The organism is Enterococcus sp. DIV1304_2 (genome assembly GCF_050555445.1).
GTDB classification, from domain to species: domain Bacteria; phylum Bacillota; class Bacilli; order Lactobacillales; family Enterococcaceae; genus Enterococcus_B; species Enterococcus_B pernyi.
Genome location: NZ_CP187851.1, coordinates 309,493 through 335,892 on the forward strand (window position 1 = coordinate 309,493; position 26,400 = coordinate 335,892).

26 protein-coding genes are annotated in these 26,400 nt (G+C 37.5%); 18 read left to right on the forward strand and 8 right to left on the reverse strand.

Translation table 11 applies throughout. The features are described 5' to 3' along the window. Positions 1-12: 12 nt before the first annotated feature. Complete coding sequence (locus IGJ14_RS01515) at positions 13-741, reverse strand: class I SAM-dependent methyltransferase (RefSeq protein WP_065096883.1); 729 nt, start codon at positions 739-741, stop codon at positions 13-15. Positions 742-943: 202 nt separating this feature from the next. On the opposite strand from IGJ14_RS01515, the gene IGJ14_RS01520 reads away from it, so the two are divergent. Continuing rightward, positions 944-1,402, forward strand: a complete 459-nt coding sequence (locus tag IGJ14_RS01520) for a GNAT family N-acetyltransferase (protein ID WP_181265169.1) — start codon at positions 944-946, stop codon at positions 1,400-1,402. Between the two features lie 21 nt (positions 1,403-1,423). On the opposite strand, the gene IGJ14_RS01525 is transcribed toward IGJ14_RS01520, so the two are convergent. Together IGJ14_RS01525 and IGJ14_RS01530 are read right to left on the reverse strand one after the other, a co-directional pair. Continuing rightward, positions 1,424-1,750 (reverse strand): YrhK family protein, encoded by a 327-nt coding sequence (locus IGJ14_RS01525; RefSeq protein WP_010736481.1) that lies wholly within the window; start codon positions 1,748-1,750, stop codon positions 1,424-1,426. 27 nt (positions 1,751-1,777) lie between these two features. Next, entirely contained in the window at positions 1,778-2,911 is a 1,134-nt protein-coding gene (locus IGJ14_RS01530; RefSeq protein ID WP_065096881.1) for an alcohol dehydrogenase catalytic domain-containing protein, read from the reverse strand. Between the two features lie 248 nt (positions 2,912-3,159). Here IGJ14_RS01530 and IGJ14_RS01535 point away from each other — a divergent pair, with 248 nt between their 5' ends. Further along, complete coding sequence (locus tag IGJ14_RS01535; protein ID WP_065096880.1) at positions 3,160-4,002, forward strand: hypothetical protein; 843 nt, start codon at positions 3,160-3,162, stop codon at positions 4,000-4,002. A gap of 94 nt (positions 4,003-4,096) precedes the next feature. Here the strand turns inward: IGJ14_RS01535 and IGJ14_RS01540 are convergent, their stop codons facing one another. Further along, complete coding sequence (locus IGJ14_RS01540; RefSeq protein WP_062805806.1) at positions 4,097-5,791, reverse strand: oleate hydratase; 1,695 nt, start codon at positions 5,789-5,791, stop codon at positions 4,097-4,099. Positions 5,792-5,837: 46 nt separating this feature from the next. Continuing rightward, positions 5,838-5,966 (reverse strand): hypothetical protein, encoded by a 129-nt coding sequence (locus IGJ14_RS01545; RefSeq protein WP_019724379.1) that lies wholly within the window; start codon positions 5,964-5,966, stop codon positions 5,838-5,840. 230 nt (positions 5,967-6,196) lie between these two features. Here IGJ14_RS01545 and IGJ14_RS01550 point away from each other — a divergent pair, with 230 nt between their 5' ends. The 4 genes from IGJ14_RS01550 (at position 6,197) to IGJ14_RS01565 (ending at position 7,514) form a co-directional block, all read left to right on the forward strand. Next, entirely contained in the window at positions 6,197-6,439 is a 243-nt protein-coding gene (locus IGJ14_RS01550) for an AbrB family transcriptional regulator (protein ID WP_065096879.1), read from the forward strand. Between the two features lie 9 nt (positions 6,440-6,448). After that, the gene (locus IGJ14_RS01555) at positions 6,449-6,697 is read left to right on the forward strand and encodes a hypothetical protein (RefSeq protein ID WP_081277468.1); all 249 of its coding nucleotides are present in this window, start codon (positions 6,449-6,451) and stop codon (positions 6,695-6,697) included. Positions 6,698-6,795: 98 nt separating this feature from the next. Next, the gene (locus IGJ14_RS01560) at positions 6,796-7,158 is read left to right on the forward strand and encodes a DUF1622 domain-containing protein (RefSeq protein ID WP_065096878.1); all 363 of its coding nucleotides are present in this window, start codon (positions 6,796-6,798) and stop codon (positions 7,156-7,158) included. Continuing rightward, positions 7,158-7,514 (forward strand): DUF1622 domain-containing protein, encoded by a 357-nt coding sequence (locus IGJ14_RS01565; RefSeq protein WP_065096877.1) that lies wholly within the window; start codon positions 7,158-7,160, stop codon positions 7,512-7,514. Before IGJ14_RS01560 ends, IGJ14_RS01565 begins: the two co-directional genes overlap by 1 nt. A 235-nt stretch (positions 7,515-7,749) precedes the next feature. Here IGJ14_RS01565 and IGJ14_RS01570 read toward each other — a convergent pair whose 3' ends face one another. Then, positions 7,750-9,180: a DNA-binding protein gene (locus IGJ14_RS01570; RefSeq protein WP_065096876.1), complete on the reverse strand. Its 1,431-nt coding sequence runs from the start codon at positions 9,178-9,180 to the stop codon at positions 7,750-7,752. A gap of 497 nt (positions 9,181-9,677) precedes the next feature. Between IGJ14_RS01570 and tdc the strand changes: the two genes are divergently transcribed. The 3 genes from tdc to IGJ14_RS01585 all read left to right on the forward strand — a co-directional run bounded on the left by tdc (position 9,678) and on the right by IGJ14_RS01585 (position 15,698). Beyond that, positions 9,678-11,513: a tyrosine decarboxylase gene (tdc, locus tag IGJ14_RS01575; RefSeq protein WP_065096875.1), complete on the forward strand. Its 1,836-nt coding sequence runs from the start codon at positions 9,678-9,680 to the stop codon at positions 11,511-11,513. Positions 11,514-11,540: 27 nt separating this feature from the next. Further along, positions 11,541-12,995 carry an amino acid permease gene (locus tag IGJ14_RS01580; protein WP_062805805.1) on the forward strand — a complete coding sequence of 485 codons (1,455 nt, stop codon included), beginning with the start codon at positions 11,541-11,543 and terminating at the stop codon, positions 12,993-12,995. 153 nt (positions 12,996-13,148) lie between these two features. After that, positions 13,149-15,698: an HAD-IC family P-type ATPase gene (locus IGJ14_RS01585; protein ID WP_065096874.1), complete on the forward strand. Its 2,550-nt coding sequence runs from the start codon at positions 13,149-13,151 to the stop codon at positions 15,696-15,698. An 834-nt stretch (positions 15,699-16,532) separates the two neighbouring features. On the opposite strand, the gene IGJ14_RS01590 is transcribed toward IGJ14_RS01585, so the two are convergent. Further along, a complete protein-coding gene (locus tag IGJ14_RS01590; protein WP_065096964.1) occupies positions 16,533-17,975 on the reverse strand; it encodes a helix-turn-helix domain-containing protein in 1,443 nt (480 codons plus the stop codon). 116 nt (positions 17,976-18,091) lie between these two features. On the opposite strand from IGJ14_RS01590, the gene IGJ14_RS01595 reads away from it, so the two are divergent. The 7 genes from IGJ14_RS01595 (at position 18,092) to IGJ14_RS01625 (ending at position 22,875) form a co-directional block, all read left to right on the forward strand. Beyond that, entirely contained in the window at positions 18,092-18,691 is a 600-nt protein-coding gene (locus IGJ14_RS01595; RefSeq protein ID WP_065096963.1) for an NUDIX hydrolase N-terminal domain-containing protein, read from the forward strand. Between the two features lie 68 nt (positions 18,692-18,759). After that, on the forward strand, positions 18,760-19,212 hold the full coding sequence (locus IGJ14_RS01600) for a MarR family winged helix-turn-helix transcriptional regulator (RefSeq protein WP_062805801.1): 453 nt from the start codon (positions 18,760-18,762) through the stop codon (positions 19,210-19,212). Positions 19,213-19,225: 13 nt separating this feature from the next. Beyond that, on the forward strand, positions 19,226-19,753 hold the full coding sequence (locus IGJ14_RS01605) for a GNAT family N-acetyltransferase (RefSeq protein ID WP_065096962.1): 528 nt from the start codon (positions 19,226-19,228) through the stop codon (positions 19,751-19,753). 3 nt (positions 19,754-19,756) lie between these two features. After that, on the forward strand, positions 19,757-20,467 hold the full coding sequence (locus IGJ14_RS01610) for a B3/B4 domain-containing protein (RefSeq protein ID WP_065096961.1): 711 nt from the start codon (positions 19,757-19,759) through the stop codon (positions 20,465-20,467). A 219-nt stretch (positions 20,468-20,686) separates the two neighbouring features. Further along, the gene (locus tag IGJ14_RS01615) at positions 20,687-21,097 is read left to right on the forward strand and encodes a glyoxalase/bleomycin resistance protein/dioxygenase (RefSeq protein WP_023519027.1); all 411 of its coding nucleotides are present in this window, start codon (positions 20,687-20,689) and stop codon (positions 21,095-21,097) included. After that, the gene (locus IGJ14_RS01620; protein ID WP_019724093.1) at positions 21,078-21,338 is read left to right on the forward strand and encodes a hypothetical protein; all 261 of its coding nucleotides are present in this window, start codon (positions 21,078-21,080) and stop codon (positions 21,336-21,338) included. The genes IGJ14_RS01615 and IGJ14_RS01620 overlap by 20 nt, the downstream gene beginning before the upstream one ends. A 226-nt stretch (positions 21,339-21,564) precedes the next feature. Further along, complete coding sequence (locus IGJ14_RS01625; RefSeq protein ID WP_010736459.1) at positions 21,565-22,875, forward strand: NCS2 family permease; 1,311 nt, start codon at positions 21,565-21,567, stop codon at positions 22,873-22,875. A gap of 786 nt (positions 22,876-23,661) precedes the next feature. Here IGJ14_RS01625 and IGJ14_RS01630 read toward each other — a convergent pair. Continuing rightward, positions 23,662-23,724 carry a hypothetical protein gene (locus IGJ14_RS01630; RefSeq protein WP_141566826.1) on the reverse strand — a complete coding sequence of 21 codons (63 nt, stop codon included), beginning with the start codon at positions 23,722-23,724 and terminating at the stop codon, positions 23,662-23,664. A gap of 346 nt (positions 23,725-24,070) precedes the next feature. Between IGJ14_RS01630 and IGJ14_RS01635 the strand changes: the two genes are divergently transcribed. Beyond that, complete coding sequence (locus IGJ14_RS01635; protein WP_039729568.1) at positions 24,071-24,223, forward strand: leucocin A/sakacin P family class II bacteriocin; 153 nt, start codon at positions 24,071-24,073, stop codon at positions 24,221-24,223. A gap of 87 nt (positions 24,224-24,310) precedes the next feature. Continuing rightward, positions 24,311-26,389: a peptidase domain-containing ABC transporter gene (locus IGJ14_RS01640; protein ID WP_019722551.1), complete on the forward strand. Its 2,079-nt coding sequence runs from the start codon at positions 24,311-24,313 to the stop codon at positions 26,387-26,389. Positions 26,390-26,400 lie beyond the last annotated feature (11 nt).

Genomic DNA, 26,400 nt, shown 5'->3' on the forward strand with positions numbered 1-26,400 from the left:
GATGATTCGCCTCTACCTCTTTGTCACAGAAATAATCAACATCATCGGACGTCTTAATTCGTCTTTCATACCAGGCATATCTAACATATGTGACGGTGGCATTGGTTCAAGCACATGGTTGATTTGAAAGCCATTAGACAATAATGTCTCAAGGTAAGTTGTAATCGTTCGATGATATTTTTTTACAGAAGATCCTAGGAAGTTTGTGTCACGCTCCCCTTCGTCAAAATAATGATTAACTGGAAAGTGCATGATCTGACCGTTGTCTGTATAAATCCAGTTTTGCCGACCATCTGCTGTAAAAATAGGATGTTCAACTGAAAAAAGAAATTGACCATTTGGTTTTAGAAAGTGATGGACATGCTGGACGAGTTGTTCCCAATTTTCTACATAATGGATCGCTAAAGAACTGAACACGAAATCAAATGAGTCTTTGGCAAACCTGATCGTTGAAATATCGTCTTGCATATAACTGATCGTGGTATCGTTTGTTCGAACTCTAGCTTCTTCTAGCATCTTCTCAGACAAGTCGACACCAATGATTTTTTTTGCCCCTTGCGAAGCAGCGTAACGACAGTGCCACCCATAGCCACATCCAAGATCAAGGACTGTTTGTCCATGGAGATTGGGGAAGATAGTTGCAAGCGTGGGCCATTCTCCAGCACCTTGTAAGCCTTTTTGGCTACGAGGCATTTCTTTGTATTGGTCAAAAAATTGTTGATCATCGTAAATATTTGTCATGTTTGATTCCTCCATGTAATTTTTTTATTTGCTTAAACTACATGGAGTCCGTCTCTTTTGTGTGCAATCATCTCGCTCACTCCTTTGACATCTATTCTAGCTTAGGTCGTAAGAAGAAGCAAAAATTCAAACATAGATAAACATGCTTAGGAATCTGTTTTACACGACGCATGAATAATGAATGGAGGTTTAAAAGTTGAATATGTATCAATGGATCAAATTAAATGAACACCCAGAATTACTGGAAGAAACCGCAAGTTGGTTTTCCTCAAAGTGGGGCATTCCTGCGGAGGTTTATGCGGAAAGTATACGTACTGGAATCATCGAGAAGGAAAGTATTCCTCAATGGTATGTCATTCTCGATGCAAAAGGTGCAATCGTTGGAGGAGCAGGTGTCATCGAAAATGACTTCCATGACCGCCCAGATTTAGCACCTAATCTTTGTGCTTTATATGTTGAACCGGAGCATCGGAATCAGGGATTAGCAAAATGGATATTAGAACAAACCAGAGAAGAGATGCATCGATTAGGGTTCAAAAAACTTTATTTGATGACAGACCACACCTCTTTTTATGAACGATATGATTGGTCATTTTTAACTATGGTCAAGGAAGAAAGTGGAACAACTGCCCGGTTGTATCAAATCACTACAACAACATAAAGAGAAGCATGAGATGTTGGATCAAATCTCATGCTTCTCTTTTTTCGCTTGTTCTCTTCGTTGTTTCTTTTCATCGTAAATAAAGACATTTCGCACGATACGTAAGATGGGGCGAGTAGTCAAGAAGATGGCGCCTGCTAAATACAAGTAATTACTGTAATAATCAGGGATTTTCGTGAGTAAAGCAATACTCCCTAAGACATAAAAAATCCCTGTGAGTAAATCAACCGCTAAAGAAATCAATGTGTAACGATTTTGGAAATACAAGCGAAAACGCCGTCCGCGGATCTCAATATCTTCTTCTTTGCCAATCTCGACATCATGGGTATTTCGTTTGATTCTTGGCATATAAAATCACCTAACTAGTTTTTATTTCTACGGTTTCAAAACAACTTTGATATTTTTGTCTTCTTTTTTATCAAAAATCTCGTATGCTCGAGCCGCTTCTTCTAACGGCATCGAATGAGTGATGATCTGAGTTGGATCAAACATTCCTTCTGCAATCATGTCATAAATTTTTGGCATCAAATGGACAACTGGTGCTTGCCCATGTTTGACGTCAATATTGCGCATAAAGAATTCTTGAAGTGGATAGGAAGAAGCAGGTGTCATATAAACACCAGTGATTTGCACTGTCCCAAATTTTTTGACCGCTTTAGCAGCCATTTGGATAGGTGAGATCGTTCCACTTTGTAAGCTAACTAAATTTTTAGCTTTTTCTTTTGTTGGCTCTAAGCCATCCATTCCGACACAATCAATGATGACATCTGCACCGCCACGAGCTAACTCATATAAATCATCTCCGGCTTGGTTCACGTCGTCTAATAGATAGGTTTCGATTTGATTATAGCGGACTGCTTTGTCTAATCGGTGTTTGACTGGATCGACCGCAATGACACGTTTTGCTCCTGCCATTACAGCAAATTTTTGTGCAAATAAACCAACAGGACCTGAACCTAAGACGACGACTGTATCATCTTTTTTAACCCCTGCATTTGCAACGCTCCAATAAGCGGTTGGTAAAATATCAGATAAAAATAAAACTTTTTCATCAGGTAAATCATTATCTGGAACGATAAATGACGTAGAGTCGGCGAAAGGTACCCGAAGATACTCTGCTTGACCACCCCAGTGATTTCCGTTCAATTTACCAAAACCGAATAATCCGCCGTATAATTCTTCCTGATTGGAATTATCACACTGACTTTCCATATGGTTTACACAAAAATGGCAATGACCACAACTAATATTAAAAGGAATAACGACACGTTGTCCTTTTTTCAACTTCTTCACTTCAGAACCAACTTCTTCAACAATCCCCATAGGTTCATGTCCAACGACATAGCCTTTTTCCATAACGGATTCCCCATGGTGATAAAGATGGAGATCAGATCCACAAATCGCTGTTGCAGTGATACGGATGATTGCATCGGTTGGTGCTAAAATTTTTGGATCATCAACATTTCTAATTTCCATTTTTTGCTTTCCTTGCCAAGTGACTGCTTTCATCGTAGTGCTCCTCTCCTGTTTTCGTTAATAAAACTAACGATAGTTATTTATAAACTCATTCTAAGGGAATGTTACTTTTTTTCACAATGAAACGCGCTTTTAGTTTTAGTTTAAAACAGTAAAATAACTTTTGACGAAAAAAGGAAGTTGTAGTTTTATTGACTGAAAGTTATAATTATAGTAGTTGATTTTCAACGAAATAAAACGTAAAAGAACAATTTTTTGTGCTGACCTAGGAAAGGAGAGAAATGAGAAATAGTCGATTAATCAAAATAATTATAGGAGTTGTGTGTACAGTCTGGCTCTTTTTTTTATCGATTGGCGGACTTTTTTATACGACTTTAGCAAATGAAGGATTTATGAATGAACAAATCAAACAAGCAAACTACATACAAAAGGTAACGAAAGAGATCAATGGTCGTGTCCAGAGCTATCACCAAGAAGCAAGAGTCACTCCAGAGGTGCTTGCCGACAGTATATCTGAGGAATTAGTCAAAAAGAATATCGAGCATTTTGTCAAAGAAACTTATCGTGACAAGCAACCAAGCTTGATCCAAGCAACGGAGTTGGAAGAACATATCAAAGAGACGATCCATACATATAAAACAGAACATGAGATCAATATTGAAGAAGGGATTGCGGGAGAAGAACTCGCTTTACATATGATCGGCGGGATCTTTGAACGAAGTGTCCAACCAAGTTATCTGCATCTTTTTATTCGAGGAATCAATGACCTGAGCCACCAGGTACTTCACTATGCTTGGGGCATTGTGAGTGTGAGCCTATTGATCTTAGCAGGATTCATTTATTTCAATCCAGGCTCTATCCGTTCACGTATCAAAAAATTTGCGTGTAGTCTGATGGGCGCTGGACTGATCAGTCTAGCATTTGCCACAACTTTATACTATGCGCAGATTTTGCAGACGGATGAGCAAATGGAGTCACTTCAAGGCTTGATGCGAACATATCTCACTAACTTTACCCTGATTGTTTTATTGATCGGAGGAAGTGAGATTGTTGTGGGCGGCTTCGCATGGCTCCTTGCAAAAAGAGAAAACAAAAAAAGAACTGTCGGACAAAATCAAAAATAGCGAAAAAACAAAAGTCTTCCGCCTATTTCCATAGGTGGAGGACTTTTGTTTTAGGACTGAAGTCGCACAGGAAAGTGGACTCCTTTAGTGAACCTCAATCAAACATTTTTTTCGCTGCACGCATCAACGTAGGGATATCTTTGTCATAACGTGGTGTTTTCACCAAACGTGACATTGGAATACCTGCAAAATGGAATGCCGCAATTTCTCCTGAACGAACAGCACTTTGTTCGGTAAAGATCATTTGATAAGGCTGTTCCACGAACTCACCAGTAAAGGCAAGGTTTGTTGAATGTTTAGGAATGACTTTTGGTCGATCACTTTTCGCACGATTGTTAAATAAGGCAGAAGCATATGGCATGTAAACCGGAATATTATTGATGACACTATCGTAGATTTCGGTTTCTTTTTCGCGAATGTTTACTGGACCAGGATCAACTTTTGAAAGCTGACCAAGCAATTCTTCCAACATTTCTTTTCCGTTCATTTTAATATACTCTTTGTCGACAAATTCACCACGACGTCTTGGATATAAGAAGTAGCCCCAAATCACTGTTTCATTCGGTTTTTGTGAAGTGAAATGCGGTTGATGATGCACAACGATCGACATATTGACATCTTTTTGACCAAGTGGGGTAATCGGTGTCGTTGAAATAAATGAATTCAACGCATTACCTGGTTCTTGTGTCGTGATACGTGTGATCTCGTTTAGCAACACATGATTTTTCGTTGTCAACGTAAAGCTGACCCATTCACTTGCGTCACGATCTGCGAAAAATTTATCTGGATTGCCTAAATTGTAGAATTTTTCACTGGCTTTTTTCCACAAACTAGAAGCAGCACCGTAATCCATATTTTCCTCTGCGGGTGTTTCGTAGTCGCCAAGTGTTGCTGAATCAGTGATCGAACCATTCGTAAATAATACGCCAGTATCTCCATCAACGACGACATGTTCTTCTTCTTGTGTTTTTGTATTGATCATCTTCAAGCCAGTCACAGTGATTTCATCTTGCATCGCTGTTTCTTTGAATTCCCAGTCAACGACACGACGATTCAAAATGATTTTACAACCTTGTTCTTTCAAATAATTGATCAGTGGCAACATGATACTTTCGTATTGATTATAGCGTGTCCGATTGACCCCAACTAAATGCTCGATTTGAGTAAACTCATAAATCATTTGATGCATATAGCGACGTAATTCTTGTGCAGAACTACGTGTTCGAAAAGCAAAAGTCGTTTCCCACATAAACCAGAAGTTTGTTTCAAAGAAATGAGGATCATCTTTGAAATACTCAGCGATCGTCACATTATCTAATTTTTCTTCTTCTGAATCAGGCATGGCGATTAGTTTCGTTAATAATACGCGATCTTTATTGTTGAAGCCTAATTTACCGCCATCAACGATTCCCTTGCCACCTTCCAATAAGCGAGCTTTATCAAATGTCGGATGTTTGGCATCGAAATCTCGTGTATCTTCTTCGGCTGTCATGCCCGGTTCTGTGGCAGAAGGGATACGACTGAGTAGATCCATCAAATCGACATACGTACGGTAATTCAGCATACGGCCACCACGTGCAACGTAGCCTTTTTGATTTTCTAAGGGGTGATTTTTGTTCCAATATTCATCAGTAACTGTGTCCACAGGAGCGCCGTCATTTGATCCATGGTCATCTAAGGAGTAGAAAGTGATTTGATCTCCACGCCATTTGCCTTCTTGGATCAAATAAACAGCTGCTGCCATATTCGCGATTCCTGCACCAATCATAATTGCTTTCTTTTTTTGCATCATGCGTTCCTCCAATATTTACCAATTCATTTTCAAAGCGATTTTTCTAGATTGATTCAAATTCATCATAAAGGTGACTATCATCTTCTAGTAAGCCTGTTTTTTTGCCAAGATAAACAGCACCTATAGCAACTAGTCCTAAGCCAATGCCTACTTTCAACCATTTCTTGCTCATAAAAAAACCTCCTTTTGGTTTGTGAACTATTTCTACTTCAAAGCATAGAGCGTTTAGAAAAATAAGCCAAATGATAGGGTAAGTGAGCAACCAGAATTTTTGACAGTTCAGAGGAAGTGTCTGTTTTTTAGTGTATTTTGTAATAAATTCTTAACAAAGAGAAGTAAAAAAATTTTGGGAATGAGTTATAACGCGTTTTAATTCATGTGAATCAGAAAGGTGTGGAAAAGATGAAGAGTTTAAAGGTGAGAAAAATTGGGAACATTGTCGGTAGCATTTTACCAAAGGAACTTGGGTTATATGAGGGGGATATTTTGAGCTATACGAAAGAAGGTACAACATTGATAATTGATACAAAGGAAGTGATGAGAGAACAAGACCGTAAAGAAATAGAAAAAGCATTTACTGATTTCTCAAAAGATTTAGTAGTTTCCGAATCTGAAATGAAAGATACATTTAGTAAGTATGGTTGAGGTGAGTAGATGGTAGATACGATCGTGTATTCGGAGAGTTTTCGCCAGAGGTTAGAGCAGCTGATCAATGGATGGGGAAATGAATTATTTTTATCTAAAGAAAATATTCGACATTTTACAAGGATGATCGATCAATCAATAGAACTTACAAAAAATTTTCCCGAAATGCACGAAGAAATATCTGCGTTGAATCATTTTCATGAACGTACATATCATATACGAATCGAAAAAAATATGCATATGTTACCGAATAGTTAAAAAGAAACATCTTATTTTGATTGGTAATATTTGTTCAAACTGGACGAAACTCCGTACTCTTAGTAGGATAGGAGTAGAAGAAAAAGTGGGGTGTAAAGATGTTTAGTGAAACATTGGTCCATTTGTTGGAATGGGTGACTGCGATTTTGAATATTTTCTCGATTTTAGTCTTGTTGGTTGGTATTTTTTTAGTTTTAAAAAATTTGATAATGGAACGTCCATTGATCAAAGATTATGCGACGCGTAATCGGCGGAATGCGGATATTCGAAAACTACTAGCTAGTTACATTTTGTTGAGTTTAGAAGTACTGATCGTAGCAGATCTCATTGAATCTGTCATTAAACCAACTTGGACAGACATTTTAAAATTAGCATTGATCATTATCATTCGCACGATCATCTCTTATTTCTTAAATTTAGAAATCGCGAGTCATGTATCGCATGAAAGAAGGGAAGTTTGATGGAAATCAGTTGGATGACACTTCTTTATCCATATCTTGAATGGTTGGTCTTGATTTTAGATGTTTTTGCCATTGCGGTCTTATTATGGGGTGGTTTTCTTTCGATCAAAGATTTTTTGAAAGATTCCTTGAACCCGTCATTCAAACAAAATGAACGGGTTCACCAAAATAACGGCATCAAAAAAATGCTGGGTGGGTATATCTTATTGAGTTTAGAGATATTGATCTCTGCTGGGATCATCGAGTCGATCATCAAACCGACATTACAAGATATTTTTCAGTTGGCCGCATTAGTCGTGATTCGTACGATCATCTCTTACTTCTTGAATAAAGAAATCGGTCCAGCGGATGTCTAAGTTTGCATAATCATCATAGGCAGAATGGGCAAATGATATTAGTGATCACGTCTCTTAAAATTGGATAAATAGTTTTTCAGAAAGTAACAATTATAAAAAAAGCTAGAAAAACCAAAATCTTGTAGGATGAATTTTTGGTTTTCTAGCTTTTTTTATGGAACTGTCTAGTTTTTCACACGCTTTATACGACAGAATAAATGTGTGCAAGAGTTACTATTACGAAAGTATGCCTCCCTCATGAACTATTTTTTACAAGCAGTATAATCGCTTGTTCCACTGTTTCGACTGAGATTGGAATAACATGTTCCATGGACAAGGCAACAGGGGTGTAGAGTGTACGTTCACACAACAGCCGGTTAGAAGAGGCTGCCACAAAATCGAGAGCTTCTTTACTTAATTGTTTATAAATCATTGGCTCAACGGAAATGTCACATGTCGTAACGGCCTCTAAAGCTTCGCGATAAATCAAGTATTTGATATCTGAGTTGGTCACGATCCGCACAGTTAATTTTTGTTTATCTAAGCGTAAAATACCAGTCAATTCAATAACGAATGACCGCAGACAATTTGGATTGATCTTTAATTGATAAGGAAGTGCATGGCTCCAATCGCTAACGATCCGTTTTACTTCTTCAAATAACTCTCGTTGTTCATCGGTCAATAAATGAAATTTTTCAGGTAAGAACAATTGATAGTTTTTCCAAGCAGAACGCAAAATACGTATCAAAGCACGCTCAAAAGCTTTGTTTCCAAGAAAAGGATGGTCAAAATGTTGTTCAAATCGTTGGATCAATTGTTTTGTCTCTGGATTATTTTCAATAAAGACCTGATGCAATTGGGCAAAATCCTCTTCGATTGCTTCATAAGAATCAAATCCATAATCACATAGATTGAAGAGTATCAGAATAAAATAAAATTCATTTGGTTGAAAAAATTGCTTAAACGGACTTTCTTCCCAAGCAGCAAGAACGAAATGATAAATCGGTCTCTTTTTGATTTCATCGATGAATGATGGATCGATTGATAGCGGGGCATCTTTTTGATAGAACAGACTGATCAGAAAGCCTGTTTGCAAAATCTCTTGGGTATCCCGATCATAGATTCGCCCACTTTTTTTAGTGACTGCTTGAATAAACTCTTGCGCTCGGACATCAAAAGAGCAAGGAAGAGAGAGGTCAGGCAATGTGCCTGTCCGATAGCTCACATTTAGCAAAACCAAGCGTCTTTCGATGTCAGTAAAGTGAGGGGAATGATGTTCAATGGCGATATCGCATGCTTGAAAGTAGTCTAACACTTGTTTCTTCAATGCGTAAGCTTTGCTGACTGAAACAAATTCGAGTTCGGTCAATTGGATATAATCTGGTTCATCTTCTAAGTAAAGAAGGCAAGTTTTTAAAAATAAAGACGGCCGAGAGAGTCGTTGCATCAATTGGAAGCGAGAAGTTGTTGGTGCGAAGTATAAAGAATAGGTTTCTTTTTCTTTTGATTGATAAATGATTTGGTCGCTCAATTCTCTACTTAATGATTTGATATCATTCAACAGAGTGGTTTGACAAACATGTAACAAAGTAGCTGTCGTTGGAAGATCGACTTCCTTATTTACATAAAACTGTCCACAAAGAAAGAGTTGGCGTAAGAGATTTTTCTCAAGATAATGTTCAATCATGGGGAATCCTCCCTATTTGTATAGTCATGCACAAGCACTTAGCTATTATGCCATGTTTTTTGTAGATACGCATCTATCACCCAACCTTTCTTAGCAAACAAAATGCTAAATTTACTTATTTTTGTTATTGTATCTGTTTTAATTAAAAAAATTGGGAACTGATTGATAAAAAGAACCAAATAGAAAAAACAAATATGACTATTTTTCAACGAATAAGTACATTTGATTTCTTTTTTTTGTTCGTGACTTAAACGTTATAATCAATAAATTGAACCATTCTTAGTAGGAAGTTTAGTCACAACGTTCGTTTTTTTGAGCTAAAAATACAGAATAATCAGACTTTATTTTTTTTGTCTTCAAAGTAAGAAATATAAAGATATGTTATTAAAAAAATTTTTTTTAAATTTGAGCGTATAGTCAAACACGTAAACTGATCAAGCAACAACAGCCGGCTGAGTATTTCCTGTGATCAGGTAACAAGAGAGGAGAAATGAATCATGAAAGATATGGACATCAAAGCCGTCTTTATTGGCGACAAAGCAGAAAATGGCCAAGTGTATAGAATGTTATTGAATAAGATGTTGGATGAACATTTAGGTTGGCGTGAAAATTATTTACCAGCTGACCTTCCCGCAATCAGTGAAGCAGACAAATCAACAACGTCTTATCTTACGACTCGACAACATATGATGGAGGTCTTAGATGAAGTCAGTGAACGAATGCGTGCCGGTTCAATTCCTTGGCATTCAGCCGGACGTTATTGGGGACAAATGAATGCAGAAACATTGATGCCAGCTTTGTTGGCTTATCACTTTGCGATGCTTTGGAATCCTAATAACGTGGCATTGGAATCCTCAATGGCCACATCACAAATGGAAGCAGAAATCGGAGAAGACTTTGCGAAGCTGTTTAGTATGCCGAATGGTTGGGGACATCTGACAGCGGATGGTTCAATTGCGAATTTAGAAGGTCTATGGTATGCCCGTTGTATCAAATCGATTCCTTTAGCGGTCAAAGAAACTTATCCTGAAAAAGTGAAAGACCTATCGGACTGGGAATTACTTAATCTATCTGTAGAAGAAATATTAGAAATGATCGAAACATTTACTGATGAAGAATTAGACAATGTCAAAGCTGCATCTTCACGAAGTGGGAAACACATCCAAGAATTGGGCAAATGGCTTGTTCCTCAAACCAAACACTATTCATGGATGAAAGCATTAGATATTTGTGGTGTCGGGTTGGATCAAATGATCGCGATCCCCGTTGATGACTGCTACCGAATGGATGTCCAAGTATTGGAAAAGACGATTCGTGAACTAGCTATCCAACATATCCCCATCCTAGGTGTGGTCGCTGTTGTAGGTACAACAGAAGAAGGACAAGTCGATCGTGTCGATCAAATCGTTGAACTTAGAGAAAAATTGAAAGATGAAGGCATTTATTTCTACCTTCATGTGGATGCAGCTTATGGTGGCTATGCCCGTTGCTTGTTCATGAATGAAGCGTATGAATTTGTACCTTACGCATCATTAGCAGAATTTTTTGAAGAACATCATGTTTTCCATCATGAAGTGAAAATCGAGAGAAGTGTCTATGAAGGCTTCAAGGCAATCAGTGAAGCCGAATCAGTAACAGTTGATCCCCATAAGATGGGGTATGTTCCTTATGCGGCTGGAGGAATCACGATCAAACATAAAAGTATGCGGAATATCATCTCTTATTTTGCTCCCTATGTGTTTGAAAAATCCGTTAAAGCACCGGATATGTTAGGTGCCTATATTTTAGAAGGTTCAAAAGCTGGGGCAACGGCTGCGGCAGTTTGGACGGCACACCGAGTTCTGCCTTTGAATGTCACTGGCTATGGTCAATTGATTGGTGCATCGATCGAAGCCGCTCAACGTTTCCGAGAATTTCTTGATCAATTAAGCTTTACTGTCAATGGGAAAACAATCGAAGTCTATCCATTGAATCATCCAGATTTCAATATGGTCGATTGGGCATTCAAAGTCCAAGGTTGTACAGATTTAAAAGAAATCAACCGTTTGAATGAAGAAATGTTTGATGTCTCCTCTTATATGGAAGGTGATGTGTACGCAGAACGCTTTATTACTTCTCATACGACCTTCACGCAAGCGGATTATGGCGATTCTCCAGTAGCATTTGTTGAAAGCATGGGTGTTCCACAAGAAGAATGGCAAAAAGAACAACAAGTTACTTTGTTGCGAGCTGCGATCATGACCCCGTATTTAACCGATGACAACATCTTTGCTTATTACACCGAAGCCATCAAACACGCAATGGAAGAAAAACTAAGAGAAGTTCTTGCGTAGTTTTAGTGATAGAAAGAAGGATCAATCATGACAGACTCAAAATCTACCAAACAACTGTCAACGTTAACGTTTATTGGGATGACTTGCGCTTTAGTCGCAAGCGTCCGCAATATTCCTGATGTCGCTGCCACTGGTTGGACGATGTTGTTTTATATGTTAGTTGCTGTACTCTTTTATGCGTTTCCGATCTCTCTGATCTCAGGAGAGTTTGCAGGGATGTTTCCTCAAAAGGGAGGGCCAGAACTATGGGTCTCTCAATCCCTCGGTAGAAAATGGGGATTTGTCGTCTCTTGGCTTTTATGGGTTCAAATGTTTCCAGGGATGGTCATGGTTGCCTCAGCACTCGCCCCATTGTTTGGCAACATGGTCAATAACGTCCCACTAGGCTTGAATAGTAAATTCACATTACTCGTGATTTTAGTCGTTTATTGGATCATCACACTATTGAACTTAAAATTCGACATGGCAAAAATTGGCGGGAAAATCGGTGTCTGGTTGGGGTTGTATATCCCGTTGGCATTGATGCTCCTATTAGGTGTTGCAGCATGGATCAAGGTCGGTATCATGCCAAATGGAACATTAGGGAAATTTTCTTGGGATCTTTTAGTTCCCGATCCAAGTACTGCAAAATCATTCGTTTATTTTGCACCGATCATGTTCATTTTTACTGGCATCGAAATGTCTTCTGTTTATATCACTCGATTGGCACATCCAGTTAAAACTTATATACGCGGTATTTTCGCTGCGTTAGTCTTTTTATTTGTGGTAAACACGCTGAATGCGTTAGTCGTTGCCAATGTAGTACCAAAGGGTCAAATGGAGTTGAATAATATTGCCCAATCCATTTCGATCGATTGCCAAATTCTTGGCTTGCCACATATGATTGTGAACCTATTCAGCTTACTTGTATTTGTCGGTGTCGCTGTACAATTGTCTGCTTGGGCTTCTGGTCCAGCCAAAACTGTTACAGAAAGTGCAAGAAAAGGCGCGTATCCTCCTCGTTTCAATTTTTGGAAAACCAATGAATTTGATGTGTCAAAAGCGGTGATCTTGACACAATCCATTATCATTTCTGTGTTTGCACTATTTTATTTATTGATTCCAGGAGTCAATCAAGCATTTTTGATGTTAGTAAATGCAACGACAGTGATTTATTGTATCGTCTATCTCATCATGGGTGTCGCATTCTTACGTTTTAGAAAAACAAATCCAACTATCCCTCGTCCATTTCGCATCGGTAAAAAAGAGGGAAATGGGAATCTCGGTGCATGGCTTGTTGTGTTAGTCTTATTTGCAGCAATCGTTTTTTCTGTCGGACTTACATTAAAAGCTGGTACATGGATCAACTTTGTGGCTGTCGCATTGATCAGCGGCATTCTTTTTGTTGCCCCATTATGTATCGAAAAAATTAGAAAACCTTCTTGGGAACAAGAAATAAAAAACAAATTGAGTGAACAAAAATCAACGAAGCAATCGGAGTAAAGGGAAAAAATTTCGTTTGAAAAGCAAACCTATAAACCTGGCTCATATTAAATCACACTAATTATTTCATGTTTGCCTGAAATAATCGACATAAGAAACCCTCCTTCTTACGTATAATAAGTATTATCAAATGAAATACAGGAGGAATTGCCGATGACATGGTACAAAGAAACTGCTGAACAAACAATGAATAAATTAAAGACGACCAAAGATGGTCTTTCAAATCAAGAACGTACCAGTCGTTTAGAAATACAAGGACGAAATGAAATAGAAGTGAAAAAGAAAGTCAGTCCGCTTCGGAAATTTTTGAAGCATTTTACGGATTTGTTGATGATCATCCTGATGGTGGCTTCTGTCTTGAAGTTTTTAACGGGTGATTATATTGAAGGTAGTATTATTTTACTTGTAGTGATCATCAATAGTTTTGTTGGTTATTGGCAAGAAAGAAAAGCAGAAGAGTCACTCAATGGGTTAAAAAGTTTAATGAGTCAAGACGCAGTGGTTCTTTCTGAAGGCGTCAAGAAAAGTATCCCTGCCACTGAGATCGTGCAAGGGGATATAGTTAGTTTAACAGCTGGAGATGTCGTGCCTGCCGATATTCGTTTAGTCGAAACATATGGTTTGATGATCGAAGAAGCTGCGTTGACCGGTGAATCCGATGCGGTAGAGAAAATGAGTGAGTCGTTAGTCGATGAATTAGGCGCAGGAGATCAACTCAATATGGCTTTTTCAGGTACACTTGTCCAAGCTGGATCGGCGCTTGGTGTCGTCGTTGAAACAGGGAATACGACAGAGATTGGTAAAATCAATCAGGCATTACAATCAGTTCAACAACAAACGACCCCTTTGGTTCGCAAGATCCATCAGTTGAACAAGCAAATCTTCAGAGGAATCGTTTTTCTAAGTTTATTCTTGATTTTCTTTACCTCATTTAGGTATGGCTTAGAATGGAACTTTTTATTCTCAACGATCATTGCGTTGATCGTTTCTATGATCCCCGAAGGCTTGCCAGCGGTATTGACGATGATCCTCTCACTGGGGGTCAATGAAATGGCACAAGAACAAGCGATTATCAAAGGACTACCTTCCGTTGAAACACTTGGTTCAATGACGGTGATCTGTTCAGATAAAACGGGTACGTTGACCAAAAATGAAATGACTGTTGTGGAAACAATGACAGAAGATGAGACACGCTTACTTGAAATCATGAAAAATTGTCAAGAAGTGCAAACGAAAGATGATCAAGTAGTGGAAACGTTGAGTGGCAATCCAACTGAGCTGGCTTTATTACGATACACAGCTGAACAGAATCTTCCCCTAAAAACGGCGCTTGCTAAACTGCCATTTAGCTCAAGTTATAAATATATGGCAACATTGCATGAAGAACAGGACCATGCAGTAGTGTTTGTCAAAGGAGCGCCAGAAGTTTTATTATCGAAATCTTCTTTGTCACAATCAGAACAGCAACAATGGATCAACCAAGCATCACAACTAGCAAAAAAAGGCCAACGTGTATTAGGGTTCGCCTACAAGCAATTGCCTATTGAGCAAGAATTAGACCATGCACAGTTGCAACAACTGACATTTGTTGGGATTGCAGGAATCATTGATCCACCAAAAGAGAGTGCGATCCAAGCGGTAAGAGAGTGTCAGCAAGCAGGGATCTCGGTGAAAATGATTACTGGTGACCATAAAGACACAGCCCAAGCAATTGCTGATCAAATCGGGTTGAAGCATACGAGTAATGTCCTTGAAGGGATCGATATCGATCGACTCTCTGATCAAGATTTAGCGAAGAAAGTGAGCAAAGTCGATGTCTTTGCTCGAACGACTCCGGAGCATAAATTAAGGATCGTAGAAGCTTTGCAGAAAAATGGCGAAATCGTTGGGATGACCGGTGATGGTGTCAATGACGCGCCCGCATTGAAGCGAGCAGATGTGGGAATCGCTATGGGGATCAAAGGAAGTGAAGTCAGTAAACAAGCCGCAGATATGGTCTTAGGCGATGACAACTTCCATACGATCGCTAAAGCAGTCAAAGAAGGACGTCGGATTTTAGATAATTTACAAAAAACGATCAGCTTCTTCTTACCTACATCTTTAGCACAAGGTTTGGTGATCATCTGGGCATTACTTGCGAATCAGCCATTGCCTTTGACACCGATCCAAATCTTATGGGTCAATATGGTGACAACAATCACGTTATCCTATGCGTTAGGCTTTGAACAAGCAAGTAAAGACACGATGAGTCGGCCACCAAGAGATCCTAACCAAGGGATTTTGACTAAGTACAATGTTTTCCGGATTTTCTATGTGTCCCTTTTGATCATTATCCCAGCTTATTGGTTGGCAATGCAGTTTGAAGGTCAAGCCTTACAACAAACTGTTCTTTTACAAAACATTGTTGCTGCCCAAGCCGTCTATATGATCAATTGCCGTGAGCAAGTCGATGCTTCATTGAACAAAGGCTTCTTCCAAAATAAATTCTTATTTATTTCATTAGGTATTTTATTTGTCCTCCAAACTGGAGTCATTTATCTACCCTTTGCGCAACAAGTCATTGAAACAACAAGTTTGAGCTTTGCTCAACATTTGCCAATCCTTGCAAATGTACTTCTATTATTTACAATCGTAGAAGTCGAGAAACGAATCAGTAAAACATGGATCAAAAGAAAAGAAAGAGAAGCTTTTGCCGGTAACTGAGAATCGTCGATCGTTTTACAGGTAAAATCCAAGCGGCAGTTTTCCCCTATACTACATTAGAGGAAGACTGCCGCTTTTTCTGCCTTAATACTTGGAGCTGAACGGCTTTTTCACAACCTATGATAAACGGTGTTCAAGAAGCAACACTTCAATAATAAGCCAAAAAAATCAAAAATGAAAAAGCCATTTTCGATTTTTCTGTCTTATTACTCAGTGCTGAACGCTTCTTTCACAACCTGATAAATGGTGTTCGAAAAGCTGACCTTCAACATTAAGCTAAAAAATCAAAAAATATGGGGAGCTATTTTCTGATTTCCCATCTTACTGCTCAGGTCAAGGCGCTTTTCTCACAACCTAGATAAACGGTGTTCAAAAGCCAGCTCCTTCAATATTAAGTCAAAAATTGAAAAAATATGAGAAGCTATTTTCTCAATTTCTGCCTTAATACTTGGAGCTGAACGGTTTTTTCACAACCTAGATAAACGGTGTTCAAAAAGCTGACCTTCAACATTAAGCTGAAAAATCAAAAAATATGGAAAGCTATTTTCTGATTTCCTCTCTTACTGCTCAGGTCAGAGCGCTTCTTTCACAACCTGTGATAAACGGTGTTCGAAAGCCAGCTCCTTCAATATTAAGTCAAAAATTGAAAAAATATGAGAAGCTATTTTCTCAATTTCTGCCTTAATACTTGGAGCTGAACGGCTTTTTCACAACCTAGATAAACGGTGTTCGAAAAGCTGACCTTCAACATTAAGCTAAAAAATCAAAAAATATGGGGAGCTATTTTCTGATTTTCTATCTTACTGCTCAGGTCAGAGCGCTTTTCTCACAACCTTACAAATAACTTCTAAATGTGAGTTCGGTCAATTGGTCGAGCTCATTTTTTGTTGGTATGGTAGAGATGTAGATGATTGGTATCGGGACTTGGTCGAGGGGGGTGTTTGAGACGAACAAGTCGTTTTTATGGAACGTGATGTCAGAAAGTTGAGATAATTCTACTGGGATCAATTGAACTCGTTTCCCAAAGTAATCATTTAATTCTTGTTGCAAAAAGGCTTTCCAAGAGGGTTCGCCTTGAAAGAAGAAATATAGGTTCAATTTATTTGGACGAACGGATAAGATCGCTTGCTGGATCAAGAAGGATAGTAGGCGCAGAAAGTACTCGTCTTCTTGAACAGGTAACTCTTGTTTCAGTTGCTCAAGTAATTCTTGTTTGAATGGGTACAGCTGCGGATATTGTTGCTCATATTCTTCCAAAAAATAGTGATACTGCAAATTCAACTGCTCGATCAAGATAGGTGATTCATGGTATTTCAACAGTAACAAGATCAGGTTATCAGCAAGTTTTGTCTCGTTTAGTTTTTCTAAGTGCAAGGTATCAGCTAAATCCTGAACGAATTGTTTGATCTTGCCCGAAAAAGGATAACTTTGCAAGATATCTGCCACGGGTTCTTGGTATTGATTGTTGTAATTCCAACTTTCTAAAAAGCAAAAGAAAGCAAAAATCAATTCATCTTTTTGTAAATAAACGCCTTCTAATTCGTAAAGTTCGGTCAATTCAGTAGCATACGTGGAGTAAAGAGTATCTTCAGGTTCAAAGAAAGAGTCCTCGATACGGCAATTTGCCTTGACACGTATCGTGTTGATGAAAAACCAGCAAATGCCAAAAATCTCTTCTGTTTCAACAGAAAAGGGGGTTTGCTTCAAGCGTTTCAAAAAACGAAAGTAATGGGATTCATGGATGGAATAATCTTCAAAAAAATAATTATTATGAGTAAATGGCATCAAAAGACGATGATAAAACAAACGGATCGCATTCTCAGAACCACTCATCGTACTTGTATATTTTGTCAGCTTGATCTGTAACCCGTAACGAAGGAGTTGGCGATTGACTTTTCTTGTATGGCGTTTCAGCGTTTCGTAAGAAAGTCCATTGGCTGCTAAGAAATTCGTTGTCGAACATTCCTTTGTAAACAATAGTTCTTTGATCAATTGCACACTGACGGATTGTTTTAGAAATAACTCCCATAGATCATTGGCAAGTAAATTTTTTTGATTGAGTAAACGGATCCCTGACTGATCACTATCGATTACCCAGCCTTCAGGTAATTGTGAACGGATCACTTGTAAATCGGAAAAAATCGTACGTTCCGTTGTATTTGTTTCTTCAGCAAGCTCATTGACAGTGATTTTGGGATGGTTTAAAAGTAGTTCAATCAACGTGACTTGTCGTTGTAAATCTTTTTCAGTGATGATTTGGTGCATGAGCGAGTACATCCAACATCCCTCCTTTTAAAACAAATTATAACACAATCCTTGACTTACATAAGCGGTTTCTTGTAGTTTTGGAGTGAGAGATAACAGCGTGGATTTATTGAAAGGAATGAATTGCAATGGCAACAAAAAACGAAAAATACAAACGTTTATTAGCGATCGCAGAAGCCGGTCTCTTCTATGGCAAAGATCCATTTGACGAAGAACGTTACCAAGAATTGAAATCGATTGCTTTATCATTATTAAGTAATGGCGACAAGGAAATCGAAGAACGCCTTGAATTTATTTTAGAACAAAATGAAGGGTATCCAACACCAAAAGTCGATGTACGTGCTTTTATCAAACAAGAGGATAAAGTACTGTTAGTGGAAGACAGCCATACAAAAGAGTGGGCATTACCGGGTGGTTTTGCGGAAATTGGTTATTCACCAAAGGAAAATATCGAAAAAGAGGTGAAAGAAGAAACTGGGCTAACAGTGACGGTGGATCAACTACTGGCGATTTTTGATACCAATACCCGAAAAGATATTCCACAAGCCTTTCAATACTATAAAGTCATTTTTGGATGTTCAATCATCGGAGGTTCTTTTATCACGAATAATGAAACTTCAAACAGCGCCTTTTTTGCATTGGATGATTTACCTACTCTTTCCCAAAAACGGACGACAGAAGAACAGCTTGCGATCTTAGCGAAAGGTCATTTGCCTTATTTTGACTGATCAATATATTTTTGTTGCATTTGCAACAAAAATCAGTACAATAAAAGTACAACTAAAGGAGAGAAGAGATGGCTGAGATCATAAGAGAAATCGGCGCGATAGCACGAGCGTTAGATTCGATCAGTAATATTGAGTTTAAAGAAGTCGCTTTGACGAGGGGGCAATACCTGTATCTCGTTCGGATTTGTGAAAATCCAGGTATCATTCAAGAAAAAATAGCCGAAATGCTTAAAGTCGATCGAACGACAACTGCCCGTGCGCTGAAAAAGCTGGAAAGTAATGGCTTGATTCGACGTGTAACGGACGAACAGAATAAGAAAAATAAAAGGTGTTATCCAACGGCCCAAGGAGAAGCACTTTATCCGATGATCATCCGAGAACACCATCATTCTACGAAAGTCGCTTTAGCTGGCTTGTCTGAAGAAGAAATCCAACAGTTGGAAAGATTATTGACACACGTAAGGAAAAATATCAGCGAAGACTGGAATTTTGTAAAAAAGGGCAATAAACGCCTGTATTGAAAGGGATGTTGGAGTGGGAAAGGTAGAAATCAGACCGATTGTGGAAAGTGAAGTGGAACGCCTTCAAGCAATCAGCATTGAAACGTACACGGATACTTTTGGCGAATATAACACGCAGGCAGATATGGATGCATATCTTTCGCAAGCATATGATTTGCAGCGATTGACAAAAGAACTGATCCATCCAGAATCAGCTTTTTTCTGGGCACTAGATCATGGCGAAATTGCGGGTTATCTAAAACTGAACACAGGAAAAGCACAATCCGAGGAAATGCCTGAGGATCATCTAGAAATCGAACGGATCTATATTCGACCACCCTATAAGAAAAAAGGGATCGGCACTCACTTGATGAACTGGGCGTTGGCTCAAGCGAAAGCACAGGGAAAAACAGCTGTGTGGTTAGGTGTGTGGGAACATAATGATCCCGCCCAAGCTTTTTACCGTAAGCATGGTTTCATACGCCAAGGACAACATGTGTTTTATATAGGAGACGATGCACAGATCGATCATATCTTAGTCAAAAAAATCAATGAGGTGTAACGAATGAAAAAATTTGTAGCAGATCCATCATTTTGGGAAGTGTTCCCAGAAGCAAAAATCGAGATCCTAACGGTAGAAGGGATCAATAACGAAGTCGTTGAAGAAAACAAAGCAGATTATTATGACAAATTGAATCGTGCTGCTAAAGAAGCAAGAAATTATTTAACAGAAGAACCTTTTAGTCAAAATGAAGTGATTGCACAATGGCGTCAAGCGTTTACCCAGTTCAAGACAAAAAAAGGCGCACGTTCATCGATCGAGGCACTACTAAAAAGAGCCAGTCAAGGTCGCGAATTTTTCCCGATCAGTCCGTTAGTGGATATCTATAATAGTATCTCTTTGCGCTTTGGCGTACCCTGTGGCGGAGAAGATCTTGACACGATCGTTGGGGATCTTCATTTGGGTAAAGCCCAAGGTGGAGAAAATTTCTTGCCATTAGGCGCAGAAGAAGATGCGCCCGCATTACCAGAAGAAATCATTTATTATGATAAAGAAGGCGCAGTTTGTCGCTGCTTTAACTGGCGTGAAGCGCAACGGACCATGTTAACAGAAAAAACGACGAACGCTGTGTTGGTGATCGAGGCAGTCAACGCACAACAAGCAGAAGTTGCCGGAAAAGCAATGACTGCTTTACAAGAAGACATTGAACGAACATTTGGTGTAACGAGTACTAGACAAACAGTGACGAAAGAACAATCAGAAATCACTTTGTGACCGGACACGTAGGAAATAATCAAAACGATGGAGTCACTCGTAATCTTCAAACAAAGCAAACTTGAAGATGGCGGGTGATTTGTCTTTTGATCGCTTAACACGAAAATAAGCAACCTTCGCTCGATCATCTTGTGCTTAATAGCAGTGACTTCCACTAAGTGTGTTTCCGCTTTCGTGCTATAATGAAAACAAGCTTTTATTTAGAGGAGGCGTTGTCAAATGATCCATAAATCTCGTGTCATGCTATATGTCGAAGATGTCGCGTTAGTCAGTCGGTTTTTCGTTGAGCAATTGAAGGCAGAAATAGTAGAAACGTTGGAATTGCCAGAGGAATATCAAAGCATTGTCTTGCGTATGTCGCAAGAATTGGAGTTGGCTATTTTTCCTCGGACATTCGTTGAACGATTTTCACCAGAAGTGTTAGGTCCACCACCGTCTATGATTTTCTTTACAGATAAGTTTGATGAACTTTACGAACAAATCGAAACAGCTGGTGAAATTTTGGAGAATAATGGCTTGTTGACGTTTAACTTTTCCGATCCTGAAGGAAATTTTTTTGTGATTGCAAAATTAGAATCGACAGAAAAAGTAGATGAAAGGGAGACAGAAGATGAAAATCTCGATCACTGAAACACTTGAAGATTATTTCAAAAAGCAACGGATGAAAAAGAGTGATAAATTGAGAATGAAGAATTTGAAATCTGGGAAAAATCCTGCCAAAGGATGGAATAAAATGGTCGATACAGGCTTCGGTGGTTTAAATTCTTTAGATTATCGTGGAAAAGGGAGTAATTTACCGATCAGCCAAATCGACAATCAGCAATTTCGTGCGGAAGAACAAAAGCGAATCGGTAAAGAAACCCATAGATAGAAGCTTCTTCAACTATTGTGTACTTAGTTTTATTTATTAGTAATCGACATACTCTTCTCTAGATGAAAGCGGAATAGGTAAATATTAATGTTCGGATTTTTGATTAAATCCGAATTTTTTGTTTACTTATTTCTTTATTTGGGATAATATTAAACACGTTGTTTTATTAATAAATCTAATATAGTAAGAACTTTTTTATAAATGTTCGGTTTTAGGGGGATGAACGATGAAGGAAAAGATACTTTCCTACTTCGAGATTGACGCACTGAATACGACGGTGAAACGTGAGATACTGGCTGGGTTTACGACATTTATCTCTATGGCATATATCTTATTTGTCAATCCAACAGTGCTTGGTGCTTCGGGGATGGATGAAGGGGCAGTGTTTACTGCGACAGCATTAGCCAGTGCCATTGGCTGTATTTTGATGGGGGTCGTTGCACGCTACCCGATTGGAACAGCACCTGCGCTAGGAATCAATGCCTTTTTTGCTTACTCGGTCTGTTTAGGTATGGGAATTCCATGGGAAACAGCATTGGCAGGAGTGTTTGTCGCTTCGTTGATTTTTATTTTGATCACCATTTTTAAATTACGTGAGATGATCATTGATGCCATTCCAACAGACTTGAAGTTTGCGATTTCTGGTGGGATTGGTTTGTTTATTGCCTTTCTAGGCTTGAGTGAAGGTGGCTTGATCGTGGCAAATGAATCAACGCTTGTTGGCTTAGGTTCATTGAGTGTCGGTTCCACTTGGTTGACGATTTTTGGTTTGATCGTTACTGCGGTATTGTTAGTTCGTCGTGTACCAGGAGGGATTTTTATCGGAATGGTAGCTACCACACTTCTAGGACTAGTCACTGGACTGATTCCTATGCCTTCACAACTTGTTGCGGCAGCACCTAGCTTGAAACCCACTTTCTTAGTTGCATTGAAACACGTTGGTGATATCAATAGCTTACAAATGTGGGTAGTCGTTTTGACGTTCTTGTTAGTGACATTCTTTGATACAGCTGGAACATTGGTTGGTCTAGCAAACCAAGCTGGTTTCATGCAAGATAACAAAATGCCACGTGTTGGGAAAGCATTAGCTTCGGATTCTACTGCGATGTTAGCTGGTTCATTGTTAGGTACATCGCCCGTTGGGGCTTTTGTTGAGTCATCCGCAGGGATCGCCGTTGGTGGACGATCTGGATTAACTGCAATCACAACAGGGATTTTATTCTTGTTCGGGTTGTTTTTCTCACCATTATTATCAGTCGTGACTTCTCAAGTAACTGCACCTGCGCTGATTTTAGTTGGTGTGTTGATGGCCCAATCATTACGTCAGATCGAATGGGGAAAAATGGAGATTGCTATTCCTGCTTTCTTGATCTTGATCGGTATGCCACTGACTTATAGTATCTCAGATGGGATTGCACTAGGATTCATCTTTTATCCAATCACCATGCTAGCAGCAAAACGTGGCAAAGAAGTCTCACCGATCATGTACGCGCTGTTCTTTGTCTTTATAGGATTCATGTGGATCTTGAATGTTTGATTGATTTAGGTAGAACTTGAGTGTTCATTCGCTTTTAAAAGAGTGAGGGGCAGTCCAGTCGTCCTTTCTCAAAAATAAAAAACGAGTCTGATTTTGATGTTTTTTTGTCAAAATTGGACTCGTTTTTAGTCATATACACACTTTTTATCCATGTGTTCCCCTAATTTCCTTAGATCTAGTGCCATGAGCGCCAATCTGATACCACTCGCCCACGTTAGTGAAAAATTTAGCACCCCAAGTGGGCCTTTAGATGACCGGTCACTGGTTCGACGAGGTTGTGACAGAAGTGTTTTGACCTGAGCAGTAAGATAGAAAATTGAAAAATTGCTTTTTATATTTTACAATTTTTTAGCTTAATGTTGAAGGAGCCGGTTTGCAAACACTGTTTATTTGGTTTTAAGGTATGAAACAAAAATGAATTTTATTTTTTGTCCCACCCACAAATCGAACCGTTGAAAAATAAGGACTAGAATATGACGACATGAAATTAATCGATCTTTACGATAATAATTGTTTAAAATATATGTGGTCTTTTGAATACACTGATAAAAACTTTGTTAATTACGTAGCAGCAACCCTACAGTCCAAGTTTATACGATTAGTTGAAGAGATAGTTCTAAAAAAATTGAACATACAAAGGAAAAAGATAAATGAGGTACCATTTGAATAAAACAACAAATCATGATATGATTGTTTTGCAGAAAAAGAACATGTGAACACTGAAGCCCTAGAGTAGTAGGATACTCTAGGGCTTTTCTTTTTTTGGCTAATGCCGCCGTATTTGTTTTACTTCTTGTTACGAGTATTTAGCCAGTACTCGTATGTGGCTACTAGTAAACCGACAAGGATGTGGAATTAGGCATACACGAATACTTTTTCTTGCTCGTAAGACCGTAGGATAGACAACTATTTATTTGTTTAAAATATTTTTTTAGATTTAGGCAAATTAATCAAAGTAAGTATATTTACGATTATGACATTAAAAATAACTTTTATGACATCAAAAGCTACGTTTATGAAATCCATATTTATAATAAAATAAAATGTGTTTTTAGATGACAAAATTGTAAGTTAAAATAACGTGATTTTAAGCAAGAAAATATAAAAAATATGCTATCTTTTAAATAAGGACAATTATTTATTGTTCAAAAAAAGAGAGAAGGTTTAAGTTTTGAAGAAATTAACAGCAAAAGAAATGTCACAAGTAGTAGGTGGAAAATACTACGGTAATGGAGTCTCATGTAATAAAAAAGGGTGCAGTGTTGATTGGGGAAAAGCTATTGGCATTATTGGAAATAATTCTGCTGCGAATTTAGCTACTGGTGGAGCAGCTGGTTGGAAAAGTTAATTTAAGCCTTTTATTTTAGTGTATTATATTTTTAGAATACTCATTCAAAAATTCTATGGATGAGTATTCTTATTTATAGGTGATTCTTTGAGACAAAAATTAATAAAACAGTATAATGAAGTTGATTGTGGTATAGCCTGTATGCAGATGATTTTAAATAATTTTCATTCATGGATTTCAGTGGAAGTTTTAAGAGACTTAACTGAAACCGATTCTGAAGGTACCTGTGCATTAGGTATAGTTAACGGATTTGCTAAATTAGGAATAAATTGTGAAGCCTATAAAGCTAATAGTGATGTATGGAAAAAAAATGAGTTCAATTATCCCGTAATTGCTAATATAGTAACGAATAATCAATTTCTTCATTATTGTATTGTATATGGTATGAAAAAAGAGAAATTGTTAATAGCTGACCCTGCGATTGGAAAATACAAAGAATCAATAGAAAAGTTCAACAATAAATGGACTGGTGTTATTTTAGTTGCTGAAAAGACACCTGATTTCCAACCCATAAATAATACAAAAAAAAGTTTTTTTTCTTCAATAAGTTTATTAAAAGATCAATATAAAAAAATTTTATTGGTGATATTATCTTCATTAATAATAACAATTATAGGAATACTATCAAGTTGCTATTTTAGAATTTTAATAGATTGGTTACTTCCTGAAAAAGACTTTTTAAATCTATTTATGATATCAATTAGCTATATCATAGGCATTTTTATAACAAGTATATTTGAAATTACAAGAAGATATAATTTAGAAAAGCTAGGACAAGATGTAGGTAGAAGCATTTTATTTAAATATTTAGAACATATTTTCATTTTACCAGCTTCCTTTTTTTCTAAAAGAAAAACTGGAGATATTGTCTCTAGATTTTCTGATGCTAATAAAATTATAGAAGCTTTAGCTAGCTTTACCATATCTATTTTTTTAGATTTAAGTTCAGTCATTGTTGTGGGGATTATATTGATCAATATTAATAAACAATTATTTTTAATAACGTTAAGTTCTATTCCATTTTATATACTAATTATATTAGGATCAAATAAAAAAATGAGTCGATTAAACGGAGAAGAGATGCAAAAAAATTCAATAGTTGATTCTAATTTTATTGAAGGATTAAACGGAATATATACTATAAAAGCACTTTGTAGTGAGAATAAGATTGTAAATCAAATATATAGAAGTTTAAATGAATTTTTTGATGTATCACTAAAGAGAAATATGTATGATTCTATAATTCAAAATTTAAAAATTTTGGTTTCTCTTTTAACCTCGGCTTTTGTATTATGGTTTGGTTCGTATTATGTTATCAATGGAGAAATTACAATAGGAGAACTAATAACTTTCAATTCATTATCTATATTTTTCTCTACACCTCTACAAAATATAATAAATCTACAAGAAAAATTCCAAAAAGCACAAGTTGCAAATAATCGGCTTAACGATGTATTTTCTATAAATAATGAAAATAAAGACAAGTTTATTCATTTGGCTAAATTAACTGAAAAAGCAACGATTACATTTGAAAATGTATATTTTAGTTATTCTACTAAATATCCTAATGTGTTAGATAATATGAGTTTTTCTCTACCTGTGAGTAAAAATATAGGAATAAAAGGTGATAGTGGTGCTGGGAAATCAACTTTAGCACAACTTCTAGCTGGATTTTATTCTCCAGATAATGGAAGAATTTGTATAAATGAGCAAAATATTGAAAATATTAATAGAAAAGATTTACGTAAGTTGATTACCTATGTGCCTCAAGAATCTTTTATTATGAGTGGAACTATTAAAGACAATTTATTTTTAGGTTTAGAAAGTATTCCTGATGAACAAGAACTCGAAAAAGTACTGAAAGATACTTGTTTATGGAGTTATATTACTGCGCTTCCTCTAGGACTTGATACGTATTTAGAAGAAAATGGTGCGAATTTATCAGGTGGTCAAAAGCAAAGAATTGCTTTAGCAAGAGTTTTATTATTAGGAAGTAAAATTTTATTATTAGATGAAGCTACGAGTGCTTTAGATTCTAAAACTGAAATGTTGATTTTTGAAAAATTATTAAAGTACCCTAATAAGTCAATCATTATGATATCTCATAATGATAAATTAATAGACAAGTGTGACTTAATCATTGATTTAGACGAAAGGGATTCATAAAAAGGAATCAA